19 protein-coding genes are annotated in these 21,040 nt (G+C 74.1%); 5 read left to right on the top strand and 14 right to left on the bottom strand.

Going from position 1 to position 21,040, the window contains the following annotated elements; translation table 11 throughout:
- Positions 1-86: 86 nt before the first annotated feature.
- From dapB to truB, 6 genes are all read right to left on the bottom strand, one after another.
- Positions 87-854, bottom strand: coding sequence for a 4-hydroxy-tetrahydrodipicolinate reductase (dapB, locus tag ABZS80_RS24885; protein WP_355059460.1), 768 nt, complete (start codon positions 852-854; stop codon positions 87-89).
- Positions 855-941: 87 nt separating this feature from the next.
- Entirely contained in the window at positions 942-2,291 is a 1,350-nt protein-coding gene (locus ABZS80_RS24890; RefSeq protein WP_355059462.1) for a pitrilysin family protein, read from the bottom strand.
- A 211-nt stretch (positions 2,292-2,502) separates the two neighbouring features.
- Positions 2,503-4,890, bottom strand: coding sequence for a polyribonucleotide nucleotidyltransferase (locus tag ABZS80_RS24895; RefSeq protein ID WP_355059464.1), 2,388 nt, complete (start codon positions 4,888-4,890; stop codon positions 2,503-2,505).
- Positions 4,891-5,113: 223 nt separating this feature from the next.
- Entirely contained in the window at positions 5,114-5,383 is a 270-nt protein-coding gene (gene rpsO / locus ABZS80_RS24900) for a 30S ribosomal protein S15 (protein ID WP_067302624.1), read from the bottom strand.
- Between the two features lie 203 nt (positions 5,384-5,586).
- Positions 5,587-6,513, bottom strand: a complete 927-nt coding sequence (locus ABZS80_RS24905) for a bifunctional riboflavin kinase/FAD synthetase (protein WP_151465347.1) — start codon at positions 6,511-6,513, stop codon at positions 5,587-5,589.
- A gap of 28 nt (positions 6,514-6,541) precedes the next feature.
- Positions 6,542-7,426, bottom strand: a complete 885-nt coding sequence (gene truB, locus ABZS80_RS24910; protein ID WP_355059466.1) for a tRNA pseudouridine(55) synthase TruB — start codon at positions 7,424-7,426, stop codon at positions 6,542-6,544.
- Between the two features lie 111 nt (positions 7,427-7,537).
- On the opposite strand from truB, the gene ABZS80_RS24915 reads away from it, so the two are divergent.
- From ABZS80_RS24915 to ABZS80_RS24935, 5 genes are all read left to right on the top strand, one after another.
- The gene (locus ABZS80_RS24915) at positions 7,538-8,542 is read left to right on the top strand and encodes a hypothetical protein (RefSeq protein WP_355059468.1); all 1,005 of its coding nucleotides are present in this window, start codon (positions 7,538-7,540) and stop codon (positions 8,540-8,542) included.
- Positions 8,543-8,582: 40 nt separating this feature from the next.
- Positions 8,583-9,584, top strand: coding sequence for a hypothetical protein (locus tag ABZS80_RS24920; RefSeq protein ID WP_355059470.1), 1,002 nt, complete (start codon positions 8,583-8,585; stop codon positions 9,582-9,584).
- Between the two features lie 86 nt (positions 9,585-9,670).
- Entirely contained in the window at positions 9,671-9,970 is a 300-nt protein-coding gene (locus tag ABZS80_RS24925; RefSeq protein ID WP_355059472.1) for a hypothetical protein, read from the top strand.
- Between the two features lie 60 nt (positions 9,971-10,030).
- Positions 10,031-10,972, top strand: a complete 942-nt coding sequence (locus ABZS80_RS24930) for a hypothetical protein (protein ID WP_355059474.1) — start codon at positions 10,031-10,033, stop codon at positions 10,970-10,972.
- Between the two features lie 106 nt (positions 10,973-11,078).
- Complete coding sequence (locus ABZS80_RS24935) at positions 11,079-12,071, top strand: hypothetical protein (RefSeq protein ID WP_355059476.1); 993 nt, start codon at positions 11,079-11,081, stop codon at positions 12,069-12,071.
- Positions 12,072-12,078: 7 nt separating this feature from the next.
- Here ABZS80_RS24935 and ABZS80_RS24940 read toward each other — a convergent pair whose 3' ends face one another.
- From ABZS80_RS24940 to infB, 8 genes are all read right to left on the bottom strand, one after another.
- The gene (locus ABZS80_RS24940; protein ID WP_355059478.1) at positions 12,079-13,404 is read right to left on the bottom strand and encodes an MATE family efflux transporter; all 1,326 of its coding nucleotides are present in this window, start codon (positions 13,402-13,404) and stop codon (positions 12,079-12,081) included.
- A 627-nt stretch (positions 13,405-14,031) separates the two neighbouring features.
- On the bottom strand, positions 14,032-14,241 hold the full coding sequence (locus ABZS80_RS24945) for a DUF6186 family protein (protein WP_192579928.1): 210 nt from the start codon (positions 14,239-14,241) through the stop codon (positions 14,032-14,034).
- The gene (locus ABZS80_RS24950; RefSeq protein ID WP_355059480.1) at positions 14,241-14,651 is read right to left on the bottom strand and encodes a hypothetical protein; all 411 of its coding nucleotides are present in this window, start codon (positions 14,649-14,651) and stop codon (positions 14,241-14,243) included. The genes ABZS80_RS24945 and ABZS80_RS24950 overlap by 1 nt, the downstream gene beginning before the upstream one ends.
- Positions 14,652-14,733: 82 nt before the next feature.
- Positions 14,734-15,780 (bottom strand): bifunctional oligoribonuclease/PAP phosphatase NrnA, encoded by a 1,047-nt coding sequence (locus ABZS80_RS24955; RefSeq protein WP_355059482.1) that lies wholly within the window; start codon positions 15,778-15,780, stop codon positions 14,734-14,736.
- Positions 15,777-16,268: a 30S ribosome-binding factor RbfA gene (rbfA, locus tag ABZS80_RS24960; RefSeq protein ID WP_355059484.1), complete on the bottom strand. Its 492-nt coding sequence runs from the start codon at positions 16,266-16,268 to the stop codon at positions 15,777-15,779. The genes ABZS80_RS24955 and rbfA overlap by 4 nt, the downstream gene beginning before the upstream one ends.
- Before the next feature lie 192 nt (positions 16,269-16,460).
- On the bottom strand, positions 16,461-16,754 hold the full coding sequence (locus ABZS80_RS24965; RefSeq protein WP_151464239.1) for a DUF503 domain-containing protein: 294 nt from the start codon (positions 16,752-16,754) through the stop codon (positions 16,461-16,463).
- 34 nt (positions 16,755-16,788) lie between these two features.
- The gene (locus ABZS80_RS24970; protein WP_355059486.1) at positions 16,789-17,886 is read right to left on the bottom strand and encodes an SAM-dependent methyltransferase; all 1,098 of its coding nucleotides are present in this window, start codon (positions 17,884-17,886) and stop codon (positions 16,789-16,791) included.
- 78 nt (positions 17,887-17,964) lie between these two features.
- Positions 17,965-20,976: a translation initiation factor IF-2 gene (gene infB / locus ABZS80_RS24975; protein ID WP_355059488.1), complete on the bottom strand. Its 3,012-nt coding sequence runs from the start codon at positions 20,974-20,976 to the stop codon at positions 17,965-17,967.
- Between the last annotated feature and the right edge of the window lie 64 nt (positions 20,977-21,040).

The following is a 21,040-nucleotide window of genomic DNA, read 5'->3' on the forward strand; positions in this document are numbered from 1 at the left end:
GCACAAGGCCAGTCAGACGAAGGGTCACGCCTACCGCTGCCAGCTATCAGCTCATCACTGCTGAACCGACCCCACCAGCCTCACAGTCAGTCGAGCAGGGCGTCCAGGCCGACGGTGAGGCCCGGCCGGCGGCGCACCTCGCGCACCGCCAGCAGCACGCCGGGCATGAACGAGGCCCGGTCGTACGAGTCGTGCCGGATGGTCAGCGTCTCGCCCGTGGTGCCGAAGAGCACCTCCTGGTGGGCGACCAGACCGGTGGCGCGGACGGCGTGGACGCGCACCCCGTCGATGTCGGCGCCGCGCGCGCCGGGCACCTCGTCCCTGGTGGCGTCGGGGGTGGGGCCGAGACCGGCCTCGGCGCGGGCCTGCGCGACGAGCCGGGCCGTGTGGGTGGCGGTGCCGCTGGGCGCGTCGAGCTTGCGCGGGTGGTGCTGCTCGATGATCTCGACGGACTCGAAGTGCCGGGCCGCGCGGGCGGCGAACTGCATCATGAGCACCGCGCCGATGCCGAAGTTGGGGGCGATCACCACGCCGACGCCGGGCGTGCCGGCCAGCCAGCCGCGCACCTGCTCCAGCCGCTGCTCCGTGAAGCCGGTGGTGCCGACGACCGCGTGGATGCCCTGGTCGATGCACCAGCGCAGGTTGTCCATGACGACGTCGGGGGTGGTGAAGTCGACGACCACCTCGGCGCCGGCGACGGCGGACCGGTCGTCGCCCTGGTCGATGGTGGCCACCAGGTCGAGGTCGCCGGCCGCGTCGACGGCCTTGCAGACCTCCATGCCCATCCGGCCGCGGGCGCCCAGCACGCCGACCCGCACCGACCCGACCGGGGTCTTCTCCTGCTCGTCAGTCACGGGGCACAACCTATCCCAATCGGGACGCCGCCCTCCCCACGGACCGGCCGGGATCAGCCCGGCGACTGCACCGGGGAGCGGGACCGGTCAGCGCGCGGCGAAGGCGGACTCGTCGAACGGGCCCACCACGGCGAGGGACATCGGCCGGGCGAGCAGTTCGGCGGCGAGGCCGTTGACGTCGTCGAGGGTCACCGCGTCGACCCGGGCCAGCAGCTCGTCGACCGGCATGAGGTTGCCGTAGAGCAGCTCGCCCTTGGCCAGCCGGCTCATCCGGGAGCCGGTGTCCTCCAGGCCGAGGACGAAGGAGCCCTTGCTCATCCCCTTGCCCCGGGCCAGCTCGGCCTCGGTGATCCCCGTGGCGGCCACCCGGGACAGCTCGGCCCGGGTCAGGTCCAGCACCTCGTCCACCTTGCCCGGGGCGCAGCCGGCGTAGACGGCGAAGAGGCCGCTGTCGGCGTACTGGCTGGCGTAGGAGTAGACCGAGTAGGCCAGGCCGCGCTGCTCGCGGATCTCCTGGAACAGCCGGCTGGACATGCCGCCGCCGAGCACGTTGTTGAGCACCCCGAGGGCGAAGCGCCGCTCGTCGGTGCGGTCGATGCCGGGGCAGCCGAGGATGACGTGCGCCTGCTCGGTCTCCTTCGGCTCGACCAGGGTGGCGGCCGGCTTGGTGCGTACCGCCGGGGTGGCCGGCCGGTGCGCGGCCGGCGCGGCCGGGTCGGTGTCCAGCGGGGTGCCGCGCAGCGCCTGCCGGACCAGCTTGACCACGGCGGCGTGGTCGAGGTTGCCGGCGGCGGCGATGACGATCTGCGGCGGCGTGTAGCGGCGGCGGTAGAAGCTCTGGATCTGCCGCCGGGTCATCGGCGTGACCGTCTCCTCGGTGCCGGAGATGAGCCGGCCGAGGGGGTGGTCGCCGTAGACGGCGCGGGCGAACAGGTCGTGCACCTCGTCGCCGGGCTCGTCGTCGTGCATGGCGATCTCTTCGAGGATGACCGCGCGTTCGGTCTCCACGTCGGGGGCGGCCAGCACCGAGTCGGCGACCAGGTCGCACATGACGTCGATGGCCAGCGGCAGGTCCTCGTCCAGCACGCGGGCGTAGTAGCAGGTGTATTCCTTGGTGGTGAAGGCGTTGGTCTCGCCGCCCACCGCCTCGATCTCCGAGGAGATCTCCAGCGCGCTGCGCTTGTTGGTGCCCTTGAAGAGCAGGTGCTCCAGGAAGTGCGCGGCGCCGGCCTGCGGACCGGTCTCGTCGCGGGAGCCCACCGCCACCCAGATGCCGAACGACACGCTGCGCATGGCCGGGATCGCCTCGGTGAGCACGCGCAGGCCGCTGGGGAGAACGGTGCGGCGGACGGTGCCGCCCAGCGGGTCGTCGCTGAGCGTCCGGGTGATCGCCCGGGCGGTTCCCCCCGCGGGGCGCGCGACCTCGGACGACGTCACCCCCCGTCGAGCTGCCGGGGAGGACGAACGCCGGGTCCGACTCACGAGGAACCTGCTCTCAGTTCGACGAGGGGTGGGTGGTGCGGTGGTGACGAGCGACAGCTCCGACGGCTCCAGCTCGGCGCGGCTGACGCCGAACCGGAGCTGGAGCCGTGGCTGGAGCAGTCACCGGCCGGGCGACGCCGTGGGCGTCACCCGGCCGGTGGGTGGATCAGCTGTGCCGGGTGCGGCGCCGCGGGCGGCCGTCGCCGCCGCCCTCGCCGCCTTCGCCGCCCTCGCCGCGCTCCGGACCCCGGCCGCCGCGGTCGCGGTCGCCGCGCTCACGGTCGCCACGGTCGCGCGGGCCACGGTCGCCGCCGCGGTCCCGGCCGCCCGGCCGCTCGCCGCCACCGGCGGCCTCGCCGGCGGCCGGCGCCTCGGCGCCTTCCGGACGGATCTTGTCCAGGTAGATCTTCCCGCGGGCGTCGATGTCCGCGATCTCCACCTCGACCCGGTCACCGACGTTGAGGAAGTCCTCGACCTTCTCGACCCGCTTGCCGTCGCCCACCTTGGAGATGTGCAGCAGGCCGTCGCGGCCCGGGAGCAGCGAGATGAAGGCACCGAACGCGGCGGTCTTCACCACCGTGCCGAGGAACCGCTCCCCCACCTTCGGCAGGGTCGGGTTGGCGATGCCGTTGATCCGGTCCACCGCCGCCTGGGCGGACGGGCCGTTGGTGGCGCCGACGTAGATGGTGCCGTCGTCCTCGATGGAGATCTCGGCACCGGTCTCGTCCTGGATGGCGTTGATGGTCTGGCCCTTCGGGCCGATCACCATGCCGATCTTGTCGACCGGGATCTTCACCGTGGTGACCCGCGGCGCGTACTCCGACATCTCGGCCGGAGCCTCGATCGCCCGCTGCATCACGTCGAGGATGGTCTGCCGGGCCTCGTTCGCCTGCTGCAGCGCGGCGGCCAGCACGTCCGACGGGATGCCGTCGAGCTTGGTGTCGAGCTGCAGCGCGGTGACGAACTCCCGGGTGCCGGCGACCTTGAAGTCCATGTCGCCGAACGCGTCCTCGGCGCCGAGGATGTCGGTCAGCGTCACGTACTGGGTCTTGCCGTCGACCTCGTCGGAGATGAGGCCCATGGCGATGCCGGCGACCGGCGCCTTCAGCGGCACACCGGCCGAGAGCAGGCCCAGCGTCGAGGCGCAGACCGAGCCCATCGAGGTGGAGCCGTTGGAGCCGAGCGCCTCGGAGACCTGCCGGATGGCGTACGGGAACTCCTCGCGCGACGGCAGCACCGGGATCAGCGCGCGCTCGGCGAGAGCGCCGTGGCCGATCTCGCGCCGCTTCGGCGAGCCGACCCGGCCGGTCTCACCGGTCGAGTACGGCGGGAAGTTGTAGTTGTGCATGTAGCGCTTGCGGTTCTCGGGGGACAGCGTGTCCACCATCTGCTCCATGCGCAGCATGTTCAGCGTGGTGACGCCCAGGATCTGGGTCTCGCCCCGCTCGAACAGCGCCGAGCCGTGCACCCGCGGCAGCACGCCGACCTCGGCGGTCAGCGGGCGGATGTCGCGCGGGCCGCGGCCGTCGATGCGGACCTGCTCGCGCAGGACCCGGTTGCGGACCTCGGACTTGGTCAGCGAGCGGAAGGCGGCGGAGAGCTCCTTCTCGCGGCCCTCGAAGCGACCGCCCAGTTCCTCGGCGACCTTGGCCTTGATCCGGTCCAGGGCCTCCTCGCGGTCCGCCTTGCCGGCGATCTTGAGGGCCTCGGAGACCTCGGCGCGGGCCACCTCGGCCACGGCCTCGTAGACGTCGTCCTGGTAGTCCAGGAAGACCGGGAACTCGGCGACCGGCTTGGCGGCCACCTCGGCCAGCTCGCTCTGCGCGCGGCACAGCTCGCGGATCGCCGGCTTGGCGGCCTCCAGGCCGCTGGCCACGATCTCCTCGGTCGGCGCGGTGGCGCCGTCCGAGATCAGGGCCACGGCGTTCGGTGTCGCCTCGGCCTCGACCATCATGATCGCGACGTCGCCGTCGGCCAGCGCCCGGCCGGCCACCACCATGTCGAAGGTGGCTCGGGCCAGCTCCTCCAGGGTCGGGAAGGCGACCCACTGGCCGTCGACGTGCGCGACCCGGGTCGCGCCGATCGGGCCGGAGAACGGCAGGCCGGAGAGCTTGGTCGACATGGAGGCGGCGTTGATGGCCACCACGTCGTACGGGTGCTGCGGGTCGAGCGCCAGGATGGTCTCGACGACCTGGACCTCGTTGCGCAGGCCCTTGACGAACGACGGGCGCAGCGGGCGGTCGATCAGCCGGCAGGTGAGGATGGCGTCCTCGCTGGGCCGGCCCTCGCGGCGGAAGAACGAGCCGGGGATCCGGCCCGCGGCGTACATCCGCTCCTCGACGTCGACGGTCAGCGGGAAGAAGTCGAACTGCTCCCGGGGCTGCTTGCCGGCGGTGGTGGCGGAGAGGACGACCGTCTCGCCGAGCTGGGCGATGACGGAGCCGGCGGCCTGACGGGCCAGCCGGCCGGTGGAGAAGGTGATCTCGCGGGTGCCGAAGGACCCGTTGTCGATCACGGCGGTGCGGGATTCGGTGCCGAGGTTGGTCTCGGTCATGTGCTGTGGTGCTCCTTCGCGTCGTCGGCCCACGACACGGGGTACTGCTCAGGCGGCCGGTCTTCGATCGAAGCGCCCGGGTGGCCGGCATGATGCCGGGGTGCCCGGGGGCCACTACCGGAGACCGGTGCGCTGACCGGTTCCCTCTCGGTCGGTCGCGTGGCCGGGTTCTTCTGGTGGTACCGGAACGGGGGAGCGGCCGAGTGGCCACTCCCCCGTCACGTCATCGGCGCAGGCCGAGCCGCTCGATGAGCGACCGGTAGCGGTTGATGTCCTTCTTCTGGACGTAGTTGAGCAGCCGGCGGCGACGGCCGACCAGCAGCAGCAGCCCACGGCGGCTGTGGTGGTCGTGCTTGTGCACCTTCAGGTGCTCGGTGAGCTCAGCGATCCGCTTGGTGAGGACCGCGACCTGCACCTCCGGCGAACCGGTGTCGCCCTCGGCGGTCGCGTACTCCGAGCGGATCTTGGCCTTGGCTTCCTGGTCGAGCGCCATGTTCTCCCTGTTTCGTGGAACGTTAAGTGAGGTCCGGATCGGTCGGAGTGACCGGGAAACGGACCGGTTCCTCGCACCCGCGGCGTCGTGCAGGCACGCGAGGCCCCACGTCGGTCAGCCGACGTCCCCGTCAGCCTACCAGCCCGGGCGGGAACCGCCCGGTGAAGGGCCACGAAGTGGCCCGCCCGCCGGCTCCGGCCCGCTCAGCCGACCGCCCGCCGGGTCCGCTCCACGTCCTCGGCGATCTGGGCCACCAACGGCTCGATCGCGTCGTACGTCCGTTGTTCCCGCAGGTGCGCCACGAAGTCCAGGGCCAGCCGCTCGCCGTAGAGGTCGCCCGTGAAGTCCAGCGCGTACGCCTCCACCCGGCGCTCCCGGCCGGAGAACGTCGGGTTGGTGCCGATGGAGACCGCCGCCGCCAGAGGCTCGCCGCCCCGGCGCACCAGCCGGGCCGCGTACACCCCGTCTGCCGGGATGGCCGCGTACCGGTGGGTCAGCAGGTTGGCCGTGGGGTAGCCCAGCTCACGCCCGCGCTGGTCACCGCGGACCACCACGCCCTCGACCCGGTGGGGGCGGCCCAGCGCGGCGGCCGCCGCGGCCACGTCCCCCGCGTCGACGCAGGAGCGGATGTACGTGGAGGAGAAGACCGTGCCCGCCTCGGCGACCAGCGGGGCGCCCTCCACCCCGAAGCCGAAGGTGCGGCCCAGCCGCTCCAGCAGCGCCACGTCGCCGGCCGCCCGGTGCCCGAACCGGAAGTTGTCGCCGACCACCACCAGCGCGGCGTGCAGGTGCTCGACCAGGACGTCGTGCACGAACTCCTCGGCCGGCAGCCGGGAGAACTCCGGGGTGAACGGCACGACGCAGAGCACGTCCACGCCGAGCGCCTCGATCAGCTCGGCCTTGCGGGCCGGCTCGGTGAGCACGGCCGGGTGCGAGCCGGGGCGCACCACCTCGGCCGGGTGCGGGTCGAAGGTCACCACCACCGACTTGACGCCCAGCTCGCGGGCGCGCGCCACGGCGTGGCCGATGGTGGCCTGGTGGCCCTTGTGCACGCCGTCGAAGACGCCGATGGTGACCACCGAACGCCCCCAGCCGCCGGGCGCCGCCTCGTACCCCCGCCACCGCTGCATGCCGCTCCTCCCCTGTCCGCCCGCGCCGTCAGGCGGGGGCCAGCACGATCTCCGCGCGGGCCCGCCCGTCCCGCTCGCTGACGATAGCGATCAACCCGCCGTCCGGGCCGAAGACGGCGTACGGCCCGGCGATGCCCGCCGGGTCCAGCGGCCCGCCGTGGGAGAGCACCCTGGCCTCCTCGGGCGTGGCGTCGCGGCGCGGGAAGAACCGGCCCGCGGCGGCGTCCAGCGGCAGGTTCACCACGTCCGGCGCGCGCTGCTCCAGCGCGTCGAGGGTGGCCGCCTCGGCCAGGGTGAACCCGCCGACCGCGGTGCGGCGCAGCGCGGTGAGGTGGCCGCCGACGCCGAGCGCCAGGCCCGCGTCCCGGGCGATGGCCCGGATGTACGTGCCGGACGAGCAGGTGACGTCCACGTCCACGTCCACCACCTCGGGGGTGTCACGGCGGATCGCCAGCACCTCCAGCCGGGAGATGGTCACCCGGCGGGCCGGCAGCTCGACGCTCTCCCCCTCGCGCACCCGCTTGTACGCCCGCTGTCCGTCGATCTTGATGGCGCTGACCGCGCTGGGCACCTGGTCCACCTCGCCGGTCAGCGCGGCGAGCGCGGCGCGGACCGCCTCGTCGGTGACCGTGCCGGCCGGGGTGCTGGCGATCACGTCGCCCTCGGCGTCGTCGGTGACCGTCGCCTGGCCGAGCCGGATCGTCGCGGTGTAGCTCTTGCCGGCGCCGATGACGTAGGTGAGCAGCCGGGTGGCCCGGCCCACGCCGATCACCAGCACGCCGGTGGCCATCGGGTCCAGCGTGCCGCCGTGCCCCACCCGCCGGGTCCGGGCCAGCCGCCGGATCCGGGCGACCACGTCGTGCGACGTCATGCCGCCGGGCTTGTCGACCACGATCAGACCGTCTGCGCTCACGACGGCCAAGCCTGCCAGACGCCGGTCATCGGCCCTCCGGGGGATACCGCCCTGATCGAGCCGGGTGTCAAGATCATGCGCCCCTCGCCCCACTCCTGCCCGGGAAGCACGATGAGCAGCGACGACCTCACCCCCGAGCCACCGCGGCTCGACCGCCCGTCCGGGGGCGGCCCCGAGGAGATCCCGGACTGGGTACGCCAACTGGAGCGGGAGATCCACGTCGGACCGGCCGCCCGGCTGCGCATCTGGTTCGGCCGGCACGCCCGCGGCCTGCGCCTCGGCGTCGGCGCGGTGCTGGTGCTCGCGCTGCTGGCGTACGTCGGCGCCGCCGGATACCGGTACGTCAAGCGCCCGGCCGACCCGCCCCGGGCTTATCCGACCGTGAGCCCGCCCGCCGGCGTCCAGGCGACCACCGCGGCATCGCCACCCCCGACCGCCGGCCCGTTCGACGGCACCCCCGCGGGCGCCTTCCCGGAGGGCGCGGCCGGGATCACGCTGCCCCCGGCGAAGGCGACCGGCGGCTTCACGGCGAAGCAGGTGTCCGGCACGCTCACGAAGATCCGGGCCGCCCTGGTGACCGCCCGGCTCGACCGCGCCTTCATGACGGCGAAGGACCGGGAGCGGCTGGTGCGGCAGTTCGCCCCGGACGCCCGCCGCCACCTCCGCGAGGACCTCAGCGACGCGGAGTTCCTCACCCTCGCGACCCGGCTCGCGCCCGGGGCCCGGCTGCTGCCCGACCAGCCCCGGGTGAAGGGTCGGATCACCTACCGGGCGACCCGGGACGACCAGGGGATCCGAGTGCTCCGCCTGACCACCAACTTCGTCTGGGCCTACGCCTTCCAGAGCCCCCGGGCCGAACCCGGCGACGGGGTGGTGGTCGTGCACGACACCCTGGTCTGGGAGGTGCCCCACCCGGACGACGTCCGGCCCCGGAACAGCGGTCTCTGGCTCACGGACATCCGCGCGTACACCGCGAACGTCGACTGCGCGGCCTCCGACAAGGGACTGCTCGACATCGGCACGGCGCGGGACGGGAAGCCGGTCGCCACCCCCACGCCGGACCCCGACTCCCTGTACGACCCCGACCGCTCGCTGGACATCCCCGACAACTGCTGACCCGGCCCCCTCCCGCCACCGTGACGACCTGGGAACCGAGATGACCGAGCACCCCCCGACCGTCGAACCCCGCCGTCCCGAGCAGCCGTACCCGCCCGCCGACGGGCTGGGGACGGTCCCCGACTGGCTGCGCCAGCCGGCCGTGCCGCCCGAGCCGGACCGCTCCGACCGGTGGCGCATCTGGCTGGGCGGCCACTCGGGCAAGCTGCTCGGCGGCGTCGCGGCCCTGCTGGTGCTCGCCTTCTTCGGGTTGCTCGCCACGGGCGGCTACCGGGCCGTCCAGCGGTGGGCAAGCCCGCCGACGGCGTACCCGACGATCAGCCAGCCGGCCGGCGAGCAGGCCGTCTCGTCGGCGTCGCCGCCCCCGGCGGCCGGCGCCTTCGACGGCACGCCGGCCGCCGACTTCCCGGAGGGGGCGGCGGGGATCACCCTGCCCGCCGCGAAGCGGACCGGCCCGTTCACGGAGAAGCAGGTGGCGACCGCCCTGGCCAAGGTCCGCAAGGCCCTGGTGACCGGGCGGCTGGACCGCACATTCATCACCTCGAAGGATCCGGACCGGCTGCTGCGGCAGTTCGCCCCGGACGCGCGGTCCAACCTGCGCAAGGACTTCGCCTCCGACGCCTTCGCCACCTACGCCACCCGGTTGGCGCCCGGCGCCCGGATCACCAAGGACGAGCCGCGGGTGAAGGGACGGATCAGCTACCGGGCCACGAAGGACGCCCAGGGCATCCGCATCCTGGAGATCACCAGCAACTTCGTCTGGGCGTACGCCTTCCGGACCACCGGCGGGCTGCCCGGCGACGGGGTGGTCGTGGTGCACGACACGGTGGTCTGGAGCGTGCCGCACCCCGGCGACGTGCGGAGCGGCTCCGACGGGCTCTGGATCGAGAAGGCCGACTCGTACGGCTCCAACATCGACTGCGCGGCCTTCGACAAGGGACTGCTCGACGTGGGCAGCCCCACCTACGGCGGCCCGGAGGACCCGGATCCGGACGCCGTCTTCGACCCGGACCGCACCCTCGACGTCCCGGACACCTGCTGAGTCACCCCCTGGCACGGGGTCGCGGCGTCGACCCCGTCCGGCAGACTGCCGCCACCCTCGTTACCCCCACCTGCAAGGAGCCCTGGATGAGCACCACCCCGCCGTCGCACGAGCACCGTCCACGGGTCGACCTGCCCGAGTGGATGCGGAACCCGGAGCCACCGCGACGCACCCTCGGCCGCCGCCTCTCGGACTTCGTCGACGGCGTGCCGCCGCTGGCCGCGGCACGCCGTCGGCTCTGGGCGTGGCGGGACCGTACCCGGTTCAGCGAGCGCCACCCCGCACTGTCCGCGATCGTGTCCTTCGTGGTGGTGGCCGTGGTGGCCACCGCGCTGGTGGTCGGCATGCTCTACCTCTTCAACAAGATCACGAACCACGAGATCTGACGCGCCCCGTCCCGGTGCGACGTTCAGCCGCCAACCTCTCCGTACGCCTTGGGATGCCCGATGACCACCGAGGACGAGACCACTCCACCGGCCGATCCGGACCGGTACGAGGTCGCCACCCGCGATGAGGCCATCCAGCTGCCCAGCTGGATGACCGGCGAGGACGCGGCGACGCCGCTCACCCGCGGGGAGCGCATCCAGCTCGTGTGGTCCCGGGAGCGCGGCAAGCGCCACGTCGCCTACGTCGCGTTGCTCGCGCTGGCACTCCTCGGCGCCACGGCCGCACTCGGTCAGGTCGCGGTCGACCGGATCCGGGCCGGCACCGCCCAGCCGACGGCCTCTCCCACGCCGTCTCCGGTGCCGCTGAGCCAGGTCGGCGAGCCGCGGGACCTCTTCGCCGGGAGCGTCGCGGCGGATTTCGCGGTCGGCGAGGAGGCGCTCACGCTGCCCCGGGCCACCGCTTCCGGACCGTTCACCGCCGCGGAGGTGGCCGCGGCCCTGACCCAGGTCCGCAAGGCGCTCACGGCGGCCCGCCTCAATCTGGCCATGTTCCTCGGCGACCCGGAGCCGTTCCTGGCCCTCCTCGCGCCGGACGGCCGCCGGGAGCTGGCGCACGACTTCGACGACAACACCTTCGTGCACTACGCCACCCGGATCGGCTCCCGTGACCGGGCTGAGGAGGTCAGGGCCCGGGGGACGATCCGCTACCGGGCCACCACGAACGAGTACGGCGTCCCGGTGCTGGAGATCACCACCGACTACGTCTGGGTGTACGCGTTCGACGTCCCGCGCACCACGCCCGGCCAGGCCGGCCTGGCGGCGATCCACGACGAGGTCGTCTGGCAGGTCCCCCGGTCGCACGGGCTGCCCGCCAAGCAGCGAGGGCTCTGGCTGGTGTCGGCGCGGGCGAGCACCAGCAATGTGGACTGTTCCCGGCTGGCGGAGGGCTTCTTCACGGTCTATCCGTGGCTGGGCGGGCCGGGCTCGTTCAAGCACTGTTGACGGTCGGGGCGTCCGCCGTTGGCCGACTCGCGGTCGGGGTATACCGAATTGAGCGACAAGGTGGGACACTCACTGACATCTCGCCCACTCCTGACCGGGGGCCGTGATGACCGACGATCGGCCGGACTCCGCACCACCGCGCCACCCCGCCGCGACGCCGGGCCACCGGCCCGGACCGCCGGCCGCGCCGGACTGGTCGCGCCGGCCGCCGCCGGTCGCGGGCGGCCCGGGCCACGACGGCGGGCGGCGGGGCTGGCTGGGCCGGCACTCCGGCTCGCTGCTCACCGCCGTGACGGCGCTGCTGCTGCTCGCCTTCGTCGGGGTGGTCGGCGGGGCCATCCTGGTGTCGATGCCGTCCTCGGGCGGGCGGCCGGTGGTGTTCCCGACGTTCGGCCCGCCGACCGGCGCACCGGCGCCCACGTCCGCCGCACCAGCCCGGGCGTCCGGGCCCTTCGACGGCACGCCGGCCGCCGGGTTCGCCCAGGGGCAGGCGGGGATCGCCCTGCCGGCCGCGAAGCGGACCGGCCCGTTCACCGAGAAGCAGGTGGCGGCCGCGCTGACGAAGGTCCGGGCGGTCCTGGTGACCGCGCGGCTGGACCGCCGGTTCATGACCACGGACGACCCGGAGCCGCTGATCCGTCAGTTCGCCCCGGACGCCCGCGCCGGCCTGCGGGAGAGCTTCACCTCCGACACCTTCGCCGCCTACGCCACCCGGTTGGCGCCCGGCGCCCGGCTCACCGCCGACCAGCCCAGGGTGAAGGGTCGGATCAGCTACCGGGCCACCAAGGACGCCGACGGCGTCCGGATCCTGGCGGTGACCACCAACTTCGTCTGGTCGTACGCCTTCCCGACCGACGGCACGGCGCCGGGCGACGGGCTGGTCGTCGTGCACGACACGGTGGTCTGGAGCATGCCGCATCCCGACGACGTCAAGCGCGGCTCGAACGGGCTGTGGATCGAGGACGCGAACTCGTACGCCGCCAACGTCGACTGCGCGGTCTTCGACCGGGGCCTGCTCGGCCCGGGCACGCGCGGCTTCGGCGGCCCGGACCCGGTGTTCGACCCCGCCGCGACGCTGGACCTGCCGGACACCTGCTGAGCCGGGGTCAGCGGACGGCGCCGACCACGGCCCAGCCGCCCGAGCGCAGCCGCAACAGCAGGGCGACCAGCCGGAGCACCACGAACAGGGTCAGCCCCGCCCAGATCCCGCCCAGCCCGAGGTCGAGCCCGTAGGCCAGCCAGATGGCCGGCAGGAAGCCGCCCAGCGCCGCCACGATGGTCAGGTTGCGCAGGTAGCGGACGTCCCCCGCGCCGATCAGCACGCCGTCCAGGGCGAACACGACGCCGCCGATCGGCTGGAGCGCCACGAACCAGGGCCAGGCCACCATGGCCTGCTCGCGTACCTGCGGATCGGAGCTGAACCACGACGGCACGAGGCCGGCGCCGGCGGCGATGAGCACCGCGAACGCCACGCCGCAGAGGCCGCCGACCAGGGCGATGCGCCGGGCGAGGGCGCGGGCCGCGGCAGCGTCGCCGGCGCCGAGCGCCGCGCCGATCAGGGACTGCGCCGCGATCGCCAGGGCGTCCAGCACCAGGGCCGTGAAGAACCAGAGCTGTACGGCGATCTGGTGCGCGCCGACCGCGGCGGCCCCGAACCGGGCGGCCACGGCGGTCGCGGACAGGAAGCTGGCCTGGAAGGCGACGCCCCGGATGAGCAGGTCGCGGCTGAGCGTCAACTGCTGGCCGATCAGCCGGGGCCGGGGGCGCAGCGCGACCCGCTCCCCGACCAGGGCCGCCGCGAAGAGGCCGCCGGAGATGGTCTGCGCCACCGCGTTCGCCACGGCCGAGCCGGCCAGGCCGAGCCCGGCCGGGTAGACCAGCAGCGGGCAGAGCAGCGCGGAGAGCAGGTTGGGGCCGAGCACGAAGAGCAGCGGCCGGCGGGTGTCCTGGATGCCGCGCAGCCAGCCGTTGCCGGCCGCCGCCAGCAGCAGGCCGGGCGCGCCGAGCGCCGCGATCCGCAGCCAGGTCGCGGCGGCGTCGGCCACCTCGCCGGGGCCGCCCGCGAGGGTACGCGCCAACCACCCGCCGCCGATCTGCATGGCGAGCGCCACGAGCACCCCGACGCTCAGGGCGAGCCAGGACGCCTGCACGCCCTCGGCCACGGCCGCGGCCCGGTCCCCCGCGCCGAACCGCCGGGCCGACCGCCCGGTGGTGCCGTACGCGACGACGGTGCCGAGCCAGGCGGTCAGCGTCAGCACGGTGCCGCCGATGGCGAGCGCGGCGAGCGGGACCCGCCCCAGGTGCCCGACGACCGCCGTGTCGACCAGCACGTAGAGCGGCTCGGCCGCGAGGACCACGAGGGCCGGCAGGGCGAGCGAGGCGATCCGCCGGGCCGTGGCGGACTGGGCGGCGGGCGCGACTGTCGGACTCATCGCCGCCGATCCTGGCACGCCCCGCGTAAGGCATGCAACCCCACTCACTACTTACTCTCCCGGACGCACTCCGGGGTTGATCGTGAGGGTGGCGGCGATGTGGATCCCCGAAACTGCCGCCAACGTCATGATCGACGGGGTGGGGCGGGGCCCGGCGGAGATCCGCGGGCGTGCGGCGTCACCGCCGGGCGGCCACCGTCACTGACGGGTGTCCATGGAGGTCTGCAGTGCGCGGCGCATCTGCTCGCGCGCCTCGTCGGCGGTGTTCTCGGTCTGCGGCTTGCGCTTGGTCGCCATGGGAGTTCCCTTCCAGGGTGCGGACCACCGACGCACGGCGGCCCTGATGGGCGCCGACGTTCCCACCCGGCGCGGCCTCCGCCGCGCCGCGACGTGGAGTCGTCGGCCTGCTGAGCGCCGGCGGCGCGGTCCGGGATCACCGGAACGGCTCGCTGGCAGCGTGTGCCCGGGTCGGTCTGACCCTGGAGGGAGGCGGCACCGGGTGTGGCACCACCGCCCCGTGACCTGCGCCGAAGCGCCGGCCCTCACCCAAATTAACGTTCACTTTCCACATGCTGCCCACTGTTCCCGCAATGCGGACAGGGAGACCGGGGGGGGCGGCGGCGCGCCTCAGCGGGCCAGGAAGTGCCAGCCCAGCCACCACCAGAAGCCGAACAGGCCGATCCGCCCGACCGGCACCGGCCCGACCTCGTAGCGCATCACGAAGGCGCAGACGTCGGCCAGGGACGGGATGCGCGAGCCCTCCCGCCGGGCGGCCCACTCGACGGCCGCGAAGAGCAGCAGCGCGACCACGAAGCCGCCGATCGCCACGATGCGCATCATCGGCGCACCAGCCCCCAGAACGCGGTCAGCCAGGCGAACCAGGCCGCCGAGCGGACCAGATGGTCCTCCAGCATGGGATCGGCCAGCCGGGAGAACGTGGGGAACTCGTCCCCCACCGACAGCACGAACGTCGCGCCCTCCAGGACGCCGAAGACGGTGACCGGCAGCAGCCACCAGAGCGCGCCGGCCGGCAGCCGCCGCGGCGCCGACCGCCGGGGCGGCACCCGGTTGCTCAGGCCGACCCAGATCAACGCCCCGCCGGTGCCCAGGGTGTAGAGGTTGGCGGCGGCGGAGAAGGACGGCAACTGCCCGCCGACCAGGGAGAGGCAGATCAGCACCGGCACGGAGACGACCGGGCGGTCCCAGGCCCGGGGCGCCTCGACGGTGAGCTCACGGGGGTGATCCATCACCCGATTGTCCCCAGCGTCACGGTACGCGGAAAGACCGGCACGCCCCGGAGTCACCCCCGGTTCCCGCCCTCGGGGTAGGTCAGGCGGGCAGCAGGGCGCCCGGCAGTTCCGCCCGGATGCGCTCCACCACCTCGTCGACCGTGCCCCGCCCGGTGAACCCGGCCGCGAACCGGTGCCCGCCGCCCCCGAGCGCCATCGCGACCCGGCTCACGTCCACGGCGCCCTTGCTGCGCAGCGAGACCGCCCACTCGGCGTCGCCGGACTGCTTGACCACGCAGCTCACGTCCGCCTCGGCGGTGCAGCGCACCGAGTCGATCAGGGCCTCCAGCACGTACGCCGGCTGGTCGTGCCGGGCCAGGTCCTCCCGGGTGGCGTAGGTCCAGACCAGCCCGCGCCCGGCGGCGGCCGCCGGTTCCAGCCGGGCCCGGCCCACCACCTCGCCGAAGAGGCGCACGGCGCCGAACGGCCGGGTGTCGAAGATCTTCCGGGAGATCTCCCCCGGCCGGATCCCGGTGGCCAGCAGCCGGGCCGCCATCTCGTGCACGGCCGGCGTGGTGGCCTCGAAGCGGAACGAGCCGGTGTCGGTGCTGAGCGCCACGTAGAGGCCGGCCGCGATGTCCGCGTCCAGCGTCACGCCGAGCCGATCCAGCAGGCCCAGCGCGACCACCGAGGTGGCCGCCGCCTGCGGGTCCACCAGCTGGATGGCGCCGAACCCGGTGTTCGAGGCGTGGTGGTCCAGCACCAGCGCCGTGCCCGCCTTGTCCAGCCGGTCGACCAGGTCACCCAGGCGCGACTCGCTCGCCGCGTCGAAGCAGATCACCAGGTCCGGATCCGGGTACGCGTCGTCCTGCGCCACCAGCAGGTCGGAGCCGGGCAGCCAGCGGAACGGCTCGGGCACCTCCGGCGGCCCGGGAAAGGTCGCCTGGAGCTGCCGCACGCCGAGCCGGCGCAGGCCCAGCCCGAAGCCGAGCATGCTGCCCAGCGCGTCGCCGTCCGGGTTGACGTGGCAGATGAGCAGCACCCGCGCGGTGGCGGGGAGCCCGCGTACGGCCGCGACGGCGGCCGCCCAGTCGGTGTCGGTCGGGCCGGCGCCGTCCGGCGGGCCGCCCTCGGCGGAACCGGTCACGGGCGGTCGCCGCCGCGCGGCTCCCCGTCCCCGGTCTCCTCGACCTCGGCGTCCTCGGTGTCCTCGTCCTCGTCCTCGACCCGGTACGGCTGGGGCTCGCCCGCGTACTCGGCCTTGGCGGCCAGGCGCTGCACCTCGGCGTCCGCGTTGCGGGCCGCCGCGAGCAGGTCGTCGATGTGCTTGACCTGGTCCTGCACGTCGTCGAGGACGAAGGTCAGGGTCGGCGAGTGGCGCAGCCCGAGCGCCTTGCCCACGGTGCTGCGCAGCATGCCCTTGGCGCTCTCCAGCGCGGCGGCGGTGCTGGCCTGGGCCGCCGCGTCGCCGAGCACGGTGTAGAACACCGTGGCGTCGCGCAGGTCGGCGGTGATCCGGGCGTCGGTGATCGTGATCATGCCGAGCCGGGGGTCCTTGATCTGGCTCCGCACCACCGACGCGACCAGTTCACGGATGCGCTCCGCGTGCCGGCGAACCTTGGCCGGATCCGTCATGTCCCCCACCTCCAGGGCTTCCTGCTTCCTACGACGGCTCCGGCTCGGCACGCCTGACGCCGCGCCGCGACCTGGAGCCGTCGGCCGGAGACGACGGCGCGGCGCCGCCAGGTCCGACCGCTCAACATCCCGAACACTACCCGCGCGATCGCCACGCTCGCGCGGGGCCGCCGCTGCCGGCGACCGGCCCGGTCAGTCCTCCGCGCCGTGCAGGCGGCGGTGGACCGACAGCAGCTCGACCTCCGGCCGGGCGGCGACCAGCCGCTCGCAGGAGTCGAGCACCTCGCGGACGTGCGCCGGCTCGGCGGCCACCACGGCCACCCCGATCTGCGTACGGCCGTGCAGGTCGAGCGCCCCCACCTCGGCGGCGGACACCTCGAACCGGCGCAGCGCCGCGACGATCGGCCGGACGTACGACCGCTTGGCCTTCAGGGACCGGGAGTCCCCCGGGAGCAACAGGTCGAATTGCGCGGTTCCGGTGTACACGGCGAGCAACGGTACGGCAGGAGCACGGCCCCGGTCACCCGGTTTCCTGCGACGGCTCCCGGTCGCTGCGCCGCGCCGGGCCGGGGTCGCCGTCCGCGACGGCCACCAGCACGTCCCGCTCGATCGCCTGGTCGACCCGGTGCGCGAGGTCCCGCCAGCCGGGCCCGTCCACCACCCGCAGGCCGGCGTCGGCCAGCACCGCCTCGGCGGCGGCCCGCGGGGCCACGAGCGTGTTCCAGGACAGCCCCAGCGCGCCGCCCGGGCGCAGCAGCTCCCGCCACACCGGCACGGCGGCCGTGAGCAGGTCCAGCGGGCTGCGGGACAGGCCGGTCCCGGTGCGGCTGCCGTGCGCCACCCCGTACGGGGCGTCGGTGACGATCACATCGGCGCAGCCGGGTCGGAGCACCTCGCGGGCCCGGGTGGTGTCGGCGTGCAGCACGGTGACCCGCTGGGTCGCCCCGGCCCGGTGCGCGTCCCGGGACGGCGCGACGACCGCCTCGAAGCGCCGGGCCACGAGCCTCCGGTCCCGCCGCACCGGCACCGTCTCGGCGGTGTGCTTGAGCCGCTTGCGGCGCAGCCAGGTACGCAGGAACGCCGCGTAGGCGTCCACGTCCTTGCCGTCGTGTTCCACGCCGATGCCGTCGTAGCCGTACATGAGCGCCTGGTTGAGGGTGGTGCCCCGCCCGCAGAGCGGGTCGAGCACCACGACCGGACCGTCGAGCATCCGGGGCGCCGAGGCCGAGGCGAGCAGGGTGACGTTGAGCAGCAGCCGGGTGAACTGCTCGTTGGTCTTGCCGGCGTACTTGGGGATGGTGACGAGGTCGGAGTCGTACCGGGCGAGGGGGTGCAGCGGCACCGGCCGGAGCAGGTCGTCGCCCACCCGCTCGAAGAGCGCGTACGCCGCCGACAGGTTGGCCAGGTGGGCCAGGTCCCGGGCGCCCGGTCCGGGCTCCGGGGCGGCGAAGGTCAGGTACTCCACCCCGCCGATCCGCTCCACGGCGGCGTCGACCGGCGGCGCGTCGAGCACCCCCGACCCGGCGAACACGGTCAGCTCGGCGTGGGCCAGCCGGCCGGCGGCGTCGGCGTAGACGCGGTTGGCGGAGGGGGCGAGGAGCAGCGCGTACCTGAGCACGCCGGAGATTGTCGCAGCCTGCGGAAACGGCGACGGCCGGGGCCCGCAGGCCCCGGCCGTCGCCGTCGTTCACACCGCTCAGGCGCGCGGCTTCTCCCGCATCTCGAAGGTCTCGATGACGTCGCCGACCTGGACGTTGTTGTAACCGCCCAGCGTCAGACCACACTCGAAGCCTTCGCGGACCTCGGTCGCGTCGTCCTTGAACCGCTTGAGGGAGCTGATCGTGAGGTTGTCCGCCACGACCGCCCCGTCCCGCAGCAGCCGCGCCTTGGCGTTGCGGCGGATGAGGCCGGACCGGACGATACAGCCGGAGATGTTGCCGATCTTGGACGAGCGGAAGACGTCGCGGATCTCCGCGGTGCCCAGCTCGACCTCCTCGTACTCCGGCTTGAGCAGACCCTTGAGCGCGGCGTCGATCTCCTCGATGGCCTGGTAGATGACCGTGTAGTAACGGATCTCCACGCCCTCGCGGTCGGCGATCTCGCGGACCTTGTTGGCGGCCCGCACGTTGAAGCCGATGATCGTGACCGCCTCGGACGAGGCGCTCGCGAGCATGACGTCGCTCTCGGTGATCGCACCCACGCCCCGGTGGATGATCCGAAGCTGGACCTCCTCCGGGATGTCGAGGTTGAACAGCGCGTCCTCGAGGGCCTCCACGGAACCGGAGACGTCGCCCTTGAGCACCAGGTTGAGCGAGGTCTTCTCGCCCTCCTTGAGCTGCTCCATGAGCGTCTCGAGAGTCGCCCGGCCACGGGAGTTGGCGAAGGACGCCGCCCGCCGCCGTGCCTGCCGCTGCTCGGCGATCTGCCGCACGGTCCGGTCGTCCTCGGCGGCCAGGAAGGTGTCACCCGCACCCGGCACCGTGGTCAGACCCAGCACCATGACCGGACGCGCCGGCCCGGCCTCGTCGACCGGCTTGCCGTTCTCGTCCAGCATGGCCCGGACCCGGCCGTGCGCCCCACCGGCGACGATCGAGTCGCCGGCTCGGAGGGTGCCCTTCTGCACCAGCACGGTCGCCACCGCACCACGGCCCTTGTCCAGGTGCGCCTCGATGGCGACACCCTGCGCCGGCCCGTCGATCGGAGCGGTCAGCTCCAGCGACGCGTCGGCGGTCAGCAGCACGGCCTCGAGAAGCTCCTCGATGCCGATGCCGGGCTTGGCCGCCACGTTGACGAACATGGTGTCGCCGCCGTACTCCTCGGCGACCAGGCCGTACTCGGTCAGCTGCTGGCGGACCTTGTCCGGGTTCGCCTCGGGCTTGTCGACCTTGTTGACCGCGACCACGATCGGCACGTCCGCCGCCTTGGCGTGGTTGAGCGCCTCGATGGTCTGCGGCATCACACCGTCGTCGGCCGCCACCACCAGGATCACGATGTCCGTCACCTGGGCACCACGGGCACGCATGGCGGTGAACGCCTCGTGACCCGGGGTGTCGATGAAGGTCACCGCGCGGTCCTCGCCCTCGTGCGGGACGTGGACCTGGTAGGCGCCGATGTGCTGGGTGATGCCACCCGCCTCGCCGGCCACGACGTTCGCCTTGCGGATCGCGTCGAGCAGCTTGGTCTTACCGTGGTCGACGTGACCCATGACGGTCACGACCGGCGCACGGCTGACCAGGCGCTCCGCCGCGACCTCGGCGTCGAGGTCGATGTTGAACTGCGCGAGCAGCTCGCGGTCCTCGTCCTCCGGGCTGACGATCTGCACGTCGAAGCCGAGGTGCTCACCCAGCAGCAGCAGGGTCTCGTCGGAGCAGGACTGGGTCGCCGTCACCATCTCGCCCAGGTTGAACATCTCCTGGACCAGCGAACCCGGGTTGGCGTTGATCTTGTCGGCGAAGTCCGACAGCGAGGCGCCACGGGACAACCGGACGACCTGACCCTGACCGCGGGGGGCACCCGAGGACATGGTCGGGGCCGACAGGTTGTCGAACTCCTGTCTGCGCTGCTTCTTCGACTTGCGACCACGGGTCGGTCGGCCACCCGGACGCCCGAAGGCACCCGCGGCGCCGCCGCCACGGCCACGACCGCCACCACCCGGACGGCCACCGCCGCCGGCCGGGGCACCCGGGCGGAAACCGCCACCGGGAGCGCCACCGCCGCCACCGGGACCGCCGCGGTAACCACCACCGCCGCCGCCACCGCCACCGGGACCGCCGCGGAAGCCACCGCCGCCGCCACCGCCGCCGGGACCGCCGCGGAAGCCACCGCCGCCGCCACCGGGACGGCCCGCGCCGCCGCCGGGACCACCACGACCGCCACCGGGGCCACCGGGGCGACCCGTGGTCGGCCGCTGGCTCGGCATGGAGGCCGGGCTGGGCCGGGGCGGCATGGAGGCCGGGCTGGGCCGCGGCGGCATGCCCGCCGGGCTCGGCCGGGGACCGCCGCCACCGGCGGCCGGGGGCCGCTGCTGGCCACCCTGGATGCCGAACGGGTTGTTGCCGGCGCCGCGCGCCGGCGGACGACCGCCCGGTCGGGCACCCGGGCCCGGGGTCGGACCACCGGGACGGCCGGCGGCCGGGGCACCCGGACGCGGCGGCGCCGCGTTGGGGCCCGGACGCGGCCCCGGACGGGGACCACCCTCGGTCGGGGGCTCGCGGCGGACGTTCTCCCGCTGCTGCTGGCGGGCGGCCTGCGCGGCCTTGACCGCGGCCTCCTGCTCAGCCTTGAGGGCGGCGGCGCGCGCCTCGGCGGCCGCCACTTCGATGTCGTGCGCGCTCGCCGGCTTGGCGACCGGGGTCGCCGGCTGCGGCGGGCCGGGGACCGGGCCCTTGGGCTTCGGTCCAGGGGTCGGCGCGGTCGGCCGCCGCGGCGGCATCGGCCTGGCCGAGACCCGGGGGGCGCCCGGGGTCGGGGACGGGGTCGGGGTCGTTGTCGTTGCCGGGCTCGGGGCGGCCGCCGACGGGGCGGCCGGCGCCGAGGAACCACCGGCGGACGCGACGAATGCGCCACGCAGCCGTCGGGCGACGGGCGCCTCGACGGTGCTGGACGCGGACTTCACGAACTCGCCCATCTCCTTGAGCTTGGCGAGAACGGTCTTACTCTCGACCCCGAGCTCCTTGGCAAGCTCGTGTACGCGGGCCTTTCCTGCCACTGCACTCCTCACTCCGAGGTCGTGCGGGCAGCACCCGCAGCGACCTCACTCCTGCACTTGAAGC

It is taken from the genome of Micromonospora sp. NPDC005305 (assembly GCF_040607315.1).
Lineage (GTDB): Bacteria > Actinomycetota > Actinomycetes > Mycobacteriales > Micromonosporaceae > Micromonospora.

Excerpts from the sequence above, each read along its gene's own strand:
- ABZS80_RS24895 (WP_355059464.1), bottom strand. The coding sequence starts at position 4,890 with ATGACCGAGACCAACCTCGGCACCGAATCCCGCACCGCCGTGATCGAC.
- rpsO (WP_067302624.1), bottom strand. The coding sequence starts at position 5,383 with ATGGCGCTCGACCAGGAAGCCAAGGCCAAGATCCGCTCGGAGTACGCG.
- ABZS80_RS24905 (WP_151465347.1), bottom strand. The coding sequence starts at position 6,513 with ATGCAGCGGTGGCGGGGGTACGAGGCGGCGCCCGGCGGCTGGGGGCGT.
- ABZS80_RS24915 (WP_355059468.1), top strand. The coding sequence starts at position 7,538 with ATGAGCAGCGACGACCTCACCCCCGAGCCACCGCGGCTCGACCGCCCG.
- ABZS80_RS24920 (WP_355059470.1), top strand. The coding sequence starts at position 8,583 with ATGACCGAGCACCCCCCGACCGTCGAACCCCGCCGTCCCGAGCAGCCG.
- ABZS80_RS24925 (WP_355059472.1), top strand. The coding sequence starts at position 9,671 with ATGAGCACCACCCCGCCGTCGCACGAGCACCGTCCACGGGTCGACCTG.
- ABZS80_RS24930 (WP_355059474.1), top strand. The coding sequence starts at position 10,031 with ATGACCACCGAGGACGAGACCACTCCACCGGCCGATCCGGACCGGTAC.
- ABZS80_RS24935 (WP_355059476.1), top strand. The coding sequence starts at position 11,079 with ATGACCGACGATCGGCCGGACTCCGCACCACCGCGCCACCCCGCCGCG.
- ABZS80_RS24940 (WP_355059478.1), bottom strand. The coding sequence starts at position 13,404 with ATGAGTCCGACAGTCGCGCCCGCCGCCCAGTCCGCCACGGCCCGGCGG.
- ABZS80_RS24945 (WP_192579928.1), bottom strand. The coding sequence starts at position 14,241 with ATGCGCATCGTGGCGATCGGCGGCTTCGTGGTCGCGCTGCTGCTCTTC.
- ABZS80_RS24950 (WP_355059480.1), bottom strand. The coding sequence starts at position 14,651 with ATGGATCACCCCCGTGAGCTCACCGTCGAGGCGCCCCGGGCCTGGGAC.
- rbfA (WP_355059484.1), bottom strand. The coding sequence starts at position 16,268 with ATGACGGATCCGGCCAAGGTTCGCCGGCACGCGGAGCGCATCCGTGAA.